Here is a 10,767-nt window from a genome sequence, read left to right on the forward strand (position 1 = left end):
GCTAGCCCCCTCTCCCTTCAGGGAGAGGGCTGGGGAGAGGGGAGGGCGGTGATCTCACGCACCGTTGTGACCGGGAAACCCCATTCGCGAGCAAGCTCGCTCCTCCGAAGAACTCCGCGCCTCAGAGAATCCGCACCTTGAACGACCTCCCCTTGATCCTGCCTTCCTGCAGGCGCTTGAGTGCCGCCTTGGCCTGGTCGCGCTGCACCGCCACGTAGGCCTGGAAGTCGAAGATGGCGATCTTGCCCACCGCGCTGCCGGGCAGGCCGGCCTCGCCGGTGAGGGCGCCGAGGATGTCGCCGGGGCGCAGCTTGTCCTTGCGTCCGCCGGCGATGTTCAGGGTGGTCATCGGCGGCAGCAGGGGCGCGGGGTTGGCGCGCAGGAAGTCGATGCGCTCCCAGTTCAGCGGGGCGCCCTGCAGGTCTTCGATGGCCTGGGCGCGGGAGGCCTCGGCCGGGGCCACCAGGGATAGCGCCAGGCCCTTCTCGCCGGCGCGGCCGCTGCGGCCGATGCGGTGCACGTGGACCTGGGCGTCACGGCTCAGCTCGACGTTGATCACCGCCTCCAGGCCCTCGATGTCCAGGCCGCGGGCGGCCACGTCGGTGGCCACCAGCACGCTGCAGCTGCGGTTGGCGAACATCGCCAGCACCTGGTCGCGCTCGCGCTGTTCCAGGTCGCCGTGCAGGGCCAGGGCAGAAATCTTCTGCGCATCCAGCGCCTGCGCCAGCTCCACGCACTGCTGGCGGGTGTGGCAGAAGGCCACGGCGGATTGCGGGCGGAAGTGCTGCAGCAGGCGCACCACGGCGTCCATGCGCTGGCGCGGGTCGATTTCGTAGAAGTGCTGTTCGATCTGGCTGTCGTCGTGCAGCGCCTCGACTTCCACGCGCTCGGGCTGGCGCAGGAACTTCGCCGCCAGCTGCTCGATGCCGGCCGGGTAGGTGGCCGAGAACAGCAGGCTCTGCCGGCGCGCCGGGAGCTGGCCGATGATGTCGGCGATGCTGTCGTAGAAGCCCATGTCGAGCATGCGGTCGGCCTCGTCCAGCACCAGGGTGTTCAGCCCGTCGAGCACCAGGGAGCCGCGGCGCAGGTGTTCCTGCACCCGCCCCGGGGTGCCGACCACCACGTGGGCGCCGTGCTCCAGGGAGCCGATCTGCGGGCCGAAGGGCACGCCGCCGCAGAGGGTGAGCACCTTGACGTTGTCGGCGGCGCGGGCCAGGCGGCGGATTTCCTTGGCCACCTGGTCGGCCAACTCGCGGGTCGGGCACAGCACCAGCGCCTGGCAGCCGAAGTAGCGCGGGTTCAGCGGGCTGAGCAGACCGATGCCGAAGGCCGCGGTCTTGCCGCTGCCGGTCTTGGCCTGGGCGATCAGGTCGCGGCCCTTGAGGATGACTGGCAGGCTGGCGGCCTGGATCGGTGTCATCTCGGCGTAGCCGAGGGCCTCGAGGTTGGCGAGCAGGTCGGCGGAGAGGGGCAGGCTGGAGAAGGCGGTGGAGGTCACGAAGGAAAAACCCGACAGGCGTGTGGGCGCGCAGTGTAGCAGCAGCGGTGCCACGGGACCCTGGAGAAACCGCCAAAACCCGCGAAGTCACTGGCCTCGGTCACCATTCGTCTGAAACGGACGGGCGGTTGGATAGTGTATTTTTATACAGATTCGCTTTCCGCAGATTTTTATCGTAGAGTGCCTCCACTGTGTTTGCATGGGTCGCCGTCGATCGTGACCTGATGCGGTCGGTTATTCCACCCCGTCCTGCTCGACTCCTTGTAACTCCTTGCAACTCAGTTCCTGCCACTCTTTTGTGGCTATTTCTACATCTACGTTCCAAGGAGAACACCATGTCGAATCGTCAGAACGGCACCGTCAAATGGTTCAACGAGACCAAAGGCTACGGCTTCATCACCCCTGAGAGCGGCCCGGACGTATTCGTTCACTTCCGCGCCATCGAAGGCCACGGCTTCAAGACCCTGGCCGAAGGCCAGAAGGTCAGCTTCGAAGTCGTGCAAGGCCAGAAAGGCATGCAGGCCGAGCGCGTTCAGGTAATCAACTAAGATTCCCTGGCGTCGCCGAAAACCCCGGATGGAAACATCCGGGGTTTTTTGTTGCCTGATTGGCATAACCGATCTGTACTGCCATTGCCCCACGACTCCGGAGCCCGATCCATGAAGCTGCGCCTCGCCGGCCTGTTGCTGGCCTTCTCCTGCCCCTCGCTGCTCGCCGCGCAGCCGGCCACCTGGGGCTGGGTCGAGCAGGCCAGGCTGATGCCGGAGAACGTGCTGCTCAAGGTGCGCCTGGACACCGGCGTGCAGACCTCGGTGATGGACGCGCGCAACCTGGTGCGGATCAGGAAGAACGAGCAGCGCTGGGTGCAGTACGACATCCTGGTCAAGGACGTGGCGAGCGGCCAGGTGCAGCGCCTGCCCTTCGAGCGGCCCATCGAGCGCACCCTCAAGGTCCGCGGCGCCAACGGCATCGAGCATCGCCCGGTGGTGAGCATGGACCTGTGCCTGGGCGACAAGGTCTACCGCGAGCAGTTCGCCCTCACCGACCGCGAGGGCAGCGACTACCCGGTGCTGCTGGGCCGGCGCAGCCTGGAGCACCTGGGTGCGGTGGACGTGTCGAAGACGCTGACCACGCCGCCCACCTGCAAGCCCTGACTCAATGCCCGTCGTCGGGCTCCAGGCGCCGCGGCGCCTGGGCCGAGCGGCCGTCGTCGCGGGCCAGCTGGAAGAAGATCGCCGCCGCCGCCATCGACATCAGCCCCACGCTCAGGTAGGTCGCGTGGAAGGCGCCGAGCACGTCGCCGGCGTTGATCTCGACATCGCTCTTGAAGCCGCCCAGCAGCGCGGCCGCGCAGGCCACGCCGAGGCCGATGGACAGTTGCATCACCACCGACAGCAGGCTGTTGCCGGCGCTGGCGTTGTCGTCGCGCAGGTCGATCAGCGTCAGGGTGTTCATCGCCGTGAACTGCAGCGAGTTGACCCCGCCGAGCAGCCCCAGGTGGATCAGCAGCCAGGGGTACGGGGTGTCCTGGTCGATCAGCCCCAGGCCTGCGATCAGCGCGCCCAGCAGCAGGGTGTTGCCGACCAGCAGGCGGCGGTAGCCGAACAGGTCGAGGATGCCCTTGGCCAGCGGCTTGACGACCATGGCCATGGCGGCCAGCGGGATCATGGTCATGCCCGCCTTGGCCGGCGCGAAGCCCAGGCCGACCTGTAGCAGCAGGGGCGTGAGGAACGGCAGCGAGCCGCTGCCCAGGCGGGCGAACAGGTTGCCCAGCACGCCCACGGCGAAGGTGCGCGTCTTGAACAGGCTGGGCGGGAACAGCGGCGCCTCGACGTTCAGGGCGCGCAGCCAGTAGGCGGCGAGCAGGACCAGGCCGCCGATCAGCAGCATCACCACCCGCACGTGGGGCATGTGCAGCTCGCCCAGGCCTTCCAGGGCGATGGTGATCAGCACCATGGCGCCGCCGAAGAGCAGGAAGCCGGGGCCGTCGAAGCGGCTGAGCGCGGCGCCGCGCAGGTCGGGCATGAGGCGGATGGCGAAGACGATGCCCAGCAGCCCGACCGGGATGTTGATGAGGAAGATCCAGTGCCAGCTGGCGTACTCCACCAGCCAGCCGCCCAGGGTCGGGCCGGTCAGCGGGCCGAGCAGGCCGGGGATGGTGACGAAGCTGAGCACCCGCACCAGGTCGCTGCGCGGGTACACGCGCAGGATCACCAGGCGCCCCACCGGCATCATCAGCGCGCCGCCCAGGCCCTGCACCACGCGGGCGATGACCAGCACCCCGAGGCTTGGCGAGAGCGCGCAGAACAGCGATCCGAGGCTGAACAGGAAGATGGCGAAGATGAACACCCGGCGCGTGCCGAAGCGGTCGGCGATCCAGCCGGAGGCGGGAATCAGCAGGGCCACGGTGAGCAGGTAGGCGATGACCACCCCCTGCATGCGCAGCGGGTCCTCGTCCAGCGAACGGGCCATGCTCGGCAGCGCGGTGTTGAGGATGGTGCCGTCCAGCGCCTGCATGAAGAAGGCGACGGCCACCAGCCAGGGGAGGATGCGGGCGATGCGCGGGGTGAGGATGAAGGGCTCGCTCATGATGGGTCCTTGTTCGGCTCCCGCAAGCATAGGCGGGGAGGGCAGTGCTGCGCGAGGGGCGCGCCAGAGCCTTTGCGCTGTTCGGCCGCGCTGGCGCGGCGGCGGCCCTGTGCTAGACCTGAAGGGGCTTTCGCGGCGCCCCGCGGGCATGCCGGAAGGGGCGCAAGATTGCGCCGCGGTGGCGGAACAATGGCACCCGGCGCCAGTCCAACCAGCGTGCGGCGCACCTTCGGCGTCGCACGCCACTGCATCAGGAGATGTCGATGACCGTCAGATTCCGTGTCACCTGCGCCGCCGCGGCGCTGCTCGCCGCCAGTTCCGCCTTCGCCTTCAACCTTGGCGATGCCGCCAAGGCAGTGTCCGGCGTGGCCGAGGGCGGCAACCCGGGCCAGGTGGCCTCCACCCCGCAGACCAGCGGCCTGCTCGGCGCCCTCACCGGGCAACTGGGCGTCAGCGACGAACAGGCCGTCGGCGGCACCGGCGCGTTGCTCGGCCTGGCCAAGAACAAGCTCAGCGGCGGCGACTATTCGCAACTGATCCAGAGCGTGCCTGGGCTGGACAAGCTCAGCGGCGCCAACGCCCTGGGCGGCCTCGGCGGGACCCTGGGCAACCTCGGCGGCACCGGCGCCAAGGGCCTGCTGGGCAACGTCAACAGCATGGGCGACGTGAACAGCGCCTTCAGCACCCTGGGCATGGACCAGGGCATGACCGGCAAGTTCGCCGGCGTGCTGCTGGACTACTTCGGCAAGCAGGGCGTGAGCAGCGACCTGCTGGGCAGCCTGGGTAGCCTGTGGGGTGTGGGCGGCTAAGCGCCGCGACGTTTACTGTAGGAGCGCGCCCTGCGCGCGAATCGCGGGCAGGGCCCGCTCCTACCATACCGGTGGCACGGCTTCTCGTAGGAGCGAGCTTGCTCGCGAACAGATTCCGCCGCGGGGCTCATTCGCGAGCAAGCTCGCTCCTACGAAAGCACTTCGGCGCGTTCTGCAAACAACGTAGGGGCGTCCGGAACGAAGGGCACGGCTGTCAGTCAAATCCGCTGACCGCCCATGCCGAGGCGGGACCTGTCTGCCGCGGAGCCCCCGATGATCGCCCGAGCCCTTCCCATCCTCGCCGCCTGCGCCTGGCTGGCGGCCTTCCCGGCCGCCGCCGAGACCTTCGAGGAAATCCCCAGCGCCGAGTCCGGTGCCGCGGCAACGGCCGCCAACGGCCTGGTGGAAACCCTCGGCCAGCGCCTGAACATCAGCGACGAGCAGGCCATCGGTGGCGCCGGCGCGCTGATCGGCCTGGCCATGAACCGCCTCGACGACAGCCAGGGCTCGCAGCTGCAGAAGAGCCTGCCGGGGCTGGACCAGCTGTCCTCGGGCACCCTCGGCGGCGGCATCGGCGCCCTGCTGGGCGGCGCCGGGCAGTTGCTCGGCGGCATCCAGAACCTGCAGGACGTCGACCAGGTGTTCAACGTGCTGGGCATGAGCGAGGGCATGGTCGACCAGTTCGCCACGGTGATGCTCGACTACCTGGTCAAGCAGGGGCTGAACAGCCAGTTGCTGGGCACCCTCGGCAAGCTCTGGGAAAGCACCCCGCTGCCTGCAGCCCCAGCCACCGCCGTGGCCGGCAAAGCGGTCTAGCTCAGAACTCGGCGCGCAACGCGTCGATGCGTGCGTCCTTTTCTTCCCACAGGCGCGACACCCAGGCCTGCACGTACTGGCGGAATTCCGCATCGTTCTCGTAGTCGCCCTGCCACAGCGCAGGGTCGATCCCGAGGGTGCGGATATCGACTATCACCCGCGGCACCTTGCCGCTGAGCAGGTCCCAGAAGCCCGGCTTGGGACCCTTTGGGTAGACCACGGTGACGTCGAGCATGGCGTCCAGCTGCTCGCCCAGGGCGGCCAGCACGAAGGCCACGCCGCCGGCCTTGGGCTTGAGCAGGTTCTGGTACGGCGACTGCTGCTGGGCCTGCTTGGCCGGGGTGAAGCGGGTGCCTTCCAGGTAGTTCACCACGGTCACCGGCATGCCCTTGAACTTCTCGCAGGCGGCCTTGGTGATCTCCAGGTCCTTGCCCTTCAGGTGCGGGTTCTTTTCCAGGAAGGCCTTGGAGTAGCGCTTCATGAAGGGGTAGTCCAGGGCCCAGAAGGCCAGGCCGAGGAAGGGCACCCAGATCAGCTCCTTCTTCAGGAAGAACTTGAAGTAGGGCGTCTTGCGGTTGAAGGCCTGGACCAGTGCGGGGATGTCGACCCAGGACTGGTGGTTGCTCACCACCAGGTAGGAGGTGTCGCGGCGCAGCTGGTCGCCGCCACGGATGTCCCAGACGGTGGGCGTCATCAGGGCGAAGATGGCCTTGTCGATCTCCGCCCAGGTCTCGGCGATCCACATCACGCCGTTGGAGCAGGCGTCCTTGAGCGCCTTGCCCGGCAGCAGCAGCTTGAGCAGGGCGATCAGCAGCATCGGGCCGATCAGGATCAGGGTGTTGAGCAGCAGCAGGAGGGTGGTGACTATGCCGGTCAGCGTGGCCCACATGGCGGTGCGATTCCTTGTTCCGGTTGGCGCGGCCATGATACGCAGGCGGCGTGGCCAGCCCAAGCCACCCCCCTGCCGCAACGTGCGCCGGAGCACTATGCTCTGGGTAACTGCCCCGACGATTGCCTGCCATGCCCGATTCCTTCTATGTACGCCTGCCGGTCAGGGACGTGACCCTCGGTATGTACCTCCACGAACTGTGCGGCTCATGGATGGACCACCCGTTCTGGCGCCGGCGTTTCCTGCTGGACGACCCCGAGGACCTCAGGCGCCTGCGCGAGAGCGGCGTGCTCGAGGTGCTGATCGACCCGGGCAAGGGCCTTTCGCCCCGTCCCGTACTGGCCCCCGGGGAGCCTGCTACGGCGCCGCCCCCCGTTTCGCCCGCAGCGCCGCCGGAGAAGCCCTGGCGCGCCATGGAGGACGAGCTGCGCGCGGCGCACCGGTTGTGCGTGCAGTCCAAGCGCGCGGTCATGGAAATGTTCCAGGACGCGCGCATGGGCAAGGCGGTGAGCGCCGGTCACGCCCAGGAGCTGGTGGAGCAGATCGCCGCCTCGGTGCAGCGCCACCCCAATGCGCTGATCAGCCTGGCGCGGCTGAAGAACGCCGACGAATACACCTACCTGCACTCGGTGGCGGTCTGCGCGCTGATGATCGCCCTGGCGCGCCAGCTCGGCCTGGACGAGGCGCTGGTGCGCGAGGCGGGCGTGGCCGGGCTGCTGCACGACATCGGCAAGATGCACGTGCCCATGGAATTGCTGAACAAGCCGGGGCGCCTGGACGAGCAGGAGTTCGCCCGGGTCCGCGAGCACCCGCGGCGCGGCCTGGACATCCTCATCCAGGGCCGCCAGGTCGGCGCCCTGGTGCTGGACGTGTGCCTGCACCACCACGAGAAGCTCGACGGCAGCGGCTACCCGCACCACCTGGCCGGCGAGCAGATCAGCCTGTTCGCGCGCATGGGCGCGGTCTGCGACATCTACGACGCCATCACCTCCGACCGCCCCTACAAGGCCGGCTGGGACCCCGCCGAGTCGATCCGGCGCATGGGCCAGTGGTGCGGCACGCACCTGGACGAGCAGGTGTTCCGCGCCTTCGTCAAATGCCTGGGGATCTACCCCGTGGGCTCGCTGGTGCGCCTGGAGAGCGAGCGCCTGGCGGTGGTGCTGGAGCAGCATCCCGAGTCGCTGCTCACCCCGGTGCTCAAGGTGTTCTATTCGATCCGCACGCGCGCGGCGATTCCCCAGGAAGTGCTCGACCTGGCGAAGCTCAAGGGCCGCGAGCGCATCGTCGGCCGCGAGTCACCGGCGCAGTGGGGCTTCCGCAACCTGGAGACGCTGTGGAGCGGCCTGGACCGCCGCCGCGGCTCGCTGTTCGACGGCTGACGGTGGCCGCTGGCGAACCCCGGGCCGGCGTGGTAGTCCTATGCGCCATGCATCCCGAACTGCCCTGGAGATTCCCGTGAAACCCGTTCCCGCCCTGCTTTCGCTGCTCGTCCTGCCCGGCCTGGCCCTCGCCGCCGAGCCCAAGCTCTATGGGCGCTACGAATGGGTCGGCTTGCCCGAGCTGAGCCAGACGCTGCAGGCCAAGATGGACACCGGTGCCTACACCTCGTCGCTGTCGGCCAAGGACATCCAGCTGTTCCAGCGCGACGGCGAGCAGTGGGTGCGCTTCCGCCTGGCCACCAAGGACGGCGGCGACTCGCAGTACGAGCACAAGCTGGCGCGCATCTCCAAGATCAAGAACCGCGCCGACGAAGCCGGCGAGGACGACGAGGAGGAACGCGCCGGCGGCCTCAGCGAGCGCCCGGTGATCCTGCTGCCGGTGTGCCTGGGCGGCGACCAGCAGGTGATCGAGGTCAACCTCACCGACCGCAGCCGCTTCAACTATCCCTTCCTGATGGGCGCCAAGGGCCTGCGCAAGTTCCACGCCGCGGTGGACGCCAGCGAGCGCTTCGCTGCCGGCAAGCCCAACTGCGCGGGCGGCCGCGAAGCCGATTGACGGGGCGCGGGCCTTGCGGCTTGATGGAGGACCGCCACCCCCGCGCACGGAAGCCATGCCGCACATCCTCATCGTCGAAGACGAAGCCGCCATCGCCGACACCCTGCTCTACGCCCTGCAGGCCGAAGGCTTCGCCGCCACCTGGCTGAGCCTGGCCGGCGAGGCCCTGCAGCGCCTGCGCGAGGAGGCCTTCGACCTGGTCATCCTCGACGTCGGCCTGCCCGACATCAGCGGCTTCGAGGCCTGCCGCCAACTGCGCCGCTTCTCCGAGGTGCCGGTGATCTTCCTCACCGCCCGCGACGCCGAGATCGACCGCGTTGTGGGCCTGGAGATCGGCGCCGACGACTACGTGGTCAAGCCCTTCAGCCCGCGCGAGGTGGCTGCGCGGGTCAAGGCCATCCTCCGCCGCGGCCCGCCCCGCGCCAGCGCCGAAGCGGCGCCGGCCGGGCCCTTCCAGGTGGACGAGGCGCGCTTCCTGATCCACTACCGCGGCCAGGCGCTGAACCTCACCCTCCATGAATTCCGCCTGCTCCAGGCGCTGCTGGCGCGCCCGGGCCGGGTGTTCAGCCGCGAGTTGCTGCTGCAGGCCCTGGGCGTGGCGGCCCAGGCCGGCTACGAGCGCAACATCGACAGCCACATCAAGAGCCTGCGCGCCAAGCTGCGCCAGGTGGCCGCGGATGCCGAGCCGATCCAGACGCACCGCGGCCTGGGCTACAGCTACGCGGCGGAGAAGGCCTGATGCCGCTGGGCGTGCGGATCTTCCTGGCGTACTTCCTGTTCGTCGGGCTGACCGCCTACTTCGTGCTGAGCACGGTGATGGACGAGATCCGCCCCGGGGTGCGCCAGTCCACCGAGGAAACCCTGGTGGACACCGCCAACCTGCTGGCCGAGGTGCTGCGCGACGACCTGAAGCACGGCACCCTGGTCCACAGCCAGCTCCCCGAGCTGCTCAAGGCCTACGGCGCGCGCAGCCCCCAGGCGGACATCTGGGGCGTGCGCAAGAACGCGGTGAACCACCGCATCTACGTCACCGACGCGCGCGGCATCGTCCTGCTCGACTCGGCCGGCGAGGCGGTGGGCCAGGACTACTCGCGCTGGAACGACGTCTACCTGACCCTGCAGGGCAAGTACGGCGCGCGCTCCAGCCGCGAGTCGGCGGACGACCCGGACTCCTCGGTGATGTACGTGGCGGCGCCGATCAAGGATGGCGAGAAGATCATCGGCGTGGTCTCGGTGTCCAAGCCCAACCGCACCCTGCAACCCTACATCGAACGCTCGCAGCGGCGCCTGGCCTGGCTCGGCGGCGGCCTTATCGTGCTCGGCCTGCTGGTCGGCGGGCTGCTCTCCTGGTGGCTGAGCGGCGCCCTGCGCAAGCTTACCCGCTACGCCCAGGCGGTCAGCGAGGGCCGCCGCGCCGAACTGCCGCGCTACCGCGGCGGCGAGATGGCGCAACTGGCCGAGGCGGTGGAGCGCATGCGCGTGCAACTGGAGGGCAAGGCCTACGTCGAGCGCTACGTGCACACCCTGACCCACGAGCTGAAGAGCCCGCTGGCGGCCATCCGCGGCGCCGCCGAACTGCTCGAAGGCGAGATGCCGGCGGCGCAGCGCGAGCGTTTCGTCGGCAACATCGCCGGCGAGAGCCAGCGCCTGCAGCAACTGGTGGAGCGCCTGCTGAACCTGGCCCAGGTGGAACAGCGCCAGGGCCTGGAGGAAAGCGAATCGGTAAACCTGCACGAACTGGTGGCGGAACTGCTGCAGGCCAACCTGGCGCGCCTGGAGGGCTTGCGGGTGGAGAACGCGGTGCCGGAGGAAGCGCTGGTGGTGGGGGAGCGCTTCCTGTTGCGCCAGGCGCTGGGCAACCTGCTGGACAATGCCCTGGACTTCACCCCGGCTGGCGGGGCGATCCGTTTCAGCGCGCTGCGCGAGGGGGAAAGCTGGCGCCTGGCGCTGTTCAACGAGGGGCCGGCGATTCCGGACTATGCGCTGGAGCGGCTGACGGAGCGGTTCTATTCCCTGCCGCGGCCGGGGACGGGGCGCAAGAGCACCGGGCTTGGGCTGAACTTCGTTGCCGAGGTGGCGGGGTTGCATGGTGGAAGGCTGGGTGTGGGGAATGTCGAGGGTGGGGTGGAGGCTTGGTTGGAGTTGCCGGGGGGCTGACAGGAGAAGAGCCT

At 68.9% G+C, this 10,767-nt stretch carries 11 protein-coding genes; 8 read left to right on the plus strand and 3 right to left on the minus strand.

Going from position 1 to position 10,767, the window contains the following annotated elements; all coding sequences use genetic code 11:
* Positions 1–121: 121 nt before the first annotated feature.
* Complete coding sequence (dbpA, locus tag DK254_RS19790) at positions 122–1,498, minus strand: ATP-dependent RNA helicase DbpA (RefSeq protein ID WP_109935134.1); 1,377 nt, start codon at positions 1,496–1,498, stop codon at positions 122–124.
* 335 nt (positions 1,499–1,833) lie between these two features.
* On the opposite strand from dbpA, the gene DK254_RS19795 reads away from it, so the two are divergent.
* Positions 1,834–2,046: a cold-shock protein gene (locus tag DK254_RS19795; protein WP_009615451.1), complete on the plus strand. Its 213-nt coding sequence runs from the start codon at positions 1,834–1,836 to the stop codon at positions 2,044–2,046.
* A gap of 111 nt (positions 2,047–2,157) precedes the next feature.
* On the plus strand, positions 2,158–2,652 hold the full coding sequence (locus tag DK254_RS19800) for a RimK/LysX family protein (RefSeq protein ID WP_089392905.1): 495 nt from the start codon (positions 2,158–2,160) through the stop codon (positions 2,650–2,652).
* Position 2,653: 1 nt separating this feature from the next.
* Here DK254_RS19800 and mdtD read toward each other — a convergent pair whose 3' ends face one another.
* A complete protein-coding gene (gene mdtD / locus DK254_RS19805) occupies positions 2,654–4,087 on the minus strand; it encodes a multidrug transporter subunit MdtD (protein ID WP_089392906.1) in 1,434 nt (477 codons plus the stop codon).
* A 257-nt stretch (positions 4,088–4,344) separates the two neighbouring features.
* Between mdtD and DK254_RS19810 the strand changes: the two genes are divergently transcribed.
* Together DK254_RS19810 and DK254_RS19815 are read left to right on the plus strand one after the other, a co-directional pair.
* A complete protein-coding gene (locus DK254_RS19810; RefSeq protein WP_371921167.1) occupies positions 4,345–4,896 on the plus strand; it encodes a DUF2780 domain-containing protein in 552 nt (183 codons plus the stop codon).
* A 273-nt stretch (positions 4,897–5,169) separates the two neighbouring features.
* Positions 5,170–5,712 carry a DUF2780 domain-containing protein gene (locus DK254_RS19815; protein ID WP_109935136.1) on the plus strand — a complete coding sequence of 181 codons (543 nt, stop codon included), beginning with the start codon at positions 5,170–5,172 and terminating at the stop codon, positions 5,710–5,712.
* A gap of 1 nt (position 5,713) precedes the next feature.
* Here the strand turns inward: DK254_RS19815 and DK254_RS19820 are convergent, their stop codons facing one another.
* The gene (locus DK254_RS19820) at positions 5,714–6,601 is read right to left on the minus strand and encodes an acyltransferase (protein ID WP_109935137.1); all 888 of its coding nucleotides are present in this window, start codon (positions 6,599–6,601) and stop codon (positions 5,714–5,716) included.
* 131 nt (positions 6,602–6,732) lie between these two features.
* On the opposite strand from DK254_RS19820, the gene DK254_RS19825 reads away from it, so the two are divergent.
* The 4 genes from DK254_RS19825 to creC all read left to right on the plus strand — a co-directional run bounded on the left by DK254_RS19825 (position 6,733) and on the right by creC (position 10,753).
* Positions 6,733–7,980: an HD-GYP domain-containing protein gene (locus DK254_RS19825; RefSeq protein ID WP_109935138.1), complete on the plus strand. Its 1,248-nt coding sequence runs from the start codon at positions 6,733–6,735 to the stop codon at positions 7,978–7,980.
* Between the two features lie 76 nt (positions 7,981–8,056).
* Positions 8,057–8,596 carry an ATP-dependent zinc protease gene (locus tag DK254_RS19830; protein ID WP_109935139.1) on the plus strand — a complete coding sequence of 180 codons (540 nt, stop codon included), beginning with the start codon at positions 8,057–8,059 and terminating at the stop codon, positions 8,594–8,596.
* A 55-nt stretch (positions 8,597–8,651) separates the two neighbouring features.
* On the plus strand, positions 8,652–9,335 hold the full coding sequence (gene creB / locus DK254_RS19835) for a two-component system response regulator CreB (protein ID WP_109935140.1): 684 nt from the start codon (positions 8,652–8,654) through the stop codon (positions 9,333–9,335).
* The gene (gene creC, locus DK254_RS19840) at positions 9,335–10,753 is read left to right on the plus strand and encodes a two-component system sensor histidine kinase CreC (RefSeq protein WP_109935141.1); all 1,419 of its coding nucleotides are present in this window, start codon (positions 9,335–9,337) and stop codon (positions 10,751–10,753) included. Before creB ends, creC begins: the two co-directional genes overlap by 1 nt.
* Positions 10,754–10,767: the final 14 nt, after the last annotated feature.

This window comes from Pseudomonas sp. RW407 (assembly GCF_003176655.1).
Taxonomy (GTDB): domain Bacteria; phylum Pseudomonadota; class Gammaproteobacteria; order Pseudomonadales; family Pseudomonadaceae; genus Pseudomonas; species Pseudomonas delhiensis.

Coding starts and splice junctions, on each gene's coding strand:
- creB (WP_109935140.1), top strand. CDS start 8,652: ATGCCGCACATCCTCATCGTCGAAGACGAAGCCGCCATCGCCGACACC.
- DK254_RS19800 (WP_089392905.1), top strand. CDS start 2,158: ATGAAGCTGCGCCTCGCCGGCCTGTTGCTGGCCTTCTCCTGCCCCTCG.
- DK254_RS19820 (WP_109935137.1), bottom strand. CDS start 6,601: ATGTGGGCCACGCTGACCGGCATAGTCACCACCCTCCTGCTGCTGCTC.
- DK254_RS19795 (WP_009615451.1), top strand. CDS start 1,834: ATGTCGAATCGTCAGAACGGCACCGTCAAATGGTTCAACGAGACCAAA.
- DK254_RS19810 (WP_371921167.1), top strand. CDS start 4,345: ATGTCGATGACCGTCAGATTCCGTGTCACCTGCGCCGCCGCGGCGCTG.
- mdtD (WP_089392906.1), bottom strand. CDS start 4,087: ATGAGCGAGCCCTTCATCCTCACCCCGCGCATCGCCCGCATCCTCCCC.
- DK254_RS19815 (WP_109935136.1), top strand. CDS start 5,170: ATGATCGCCCGAGCCCTTCCCATCCTCGCCGCCTGCGCCTGGCTGGCG.
- creC (WP_109935141.1), top strand. CDS start 9,335: ATGCCGCTGGGCGTGCGGATCTTCCTGGCGTACTTCCTGTTCGTCGGG.
- DK254_RS19825 (WP_109935138.1), top strand. CDS start 6,733: ATGCCCGATTCCTTCTATGTACGCCTGCCGGTCAGGGACGTGACCCTC.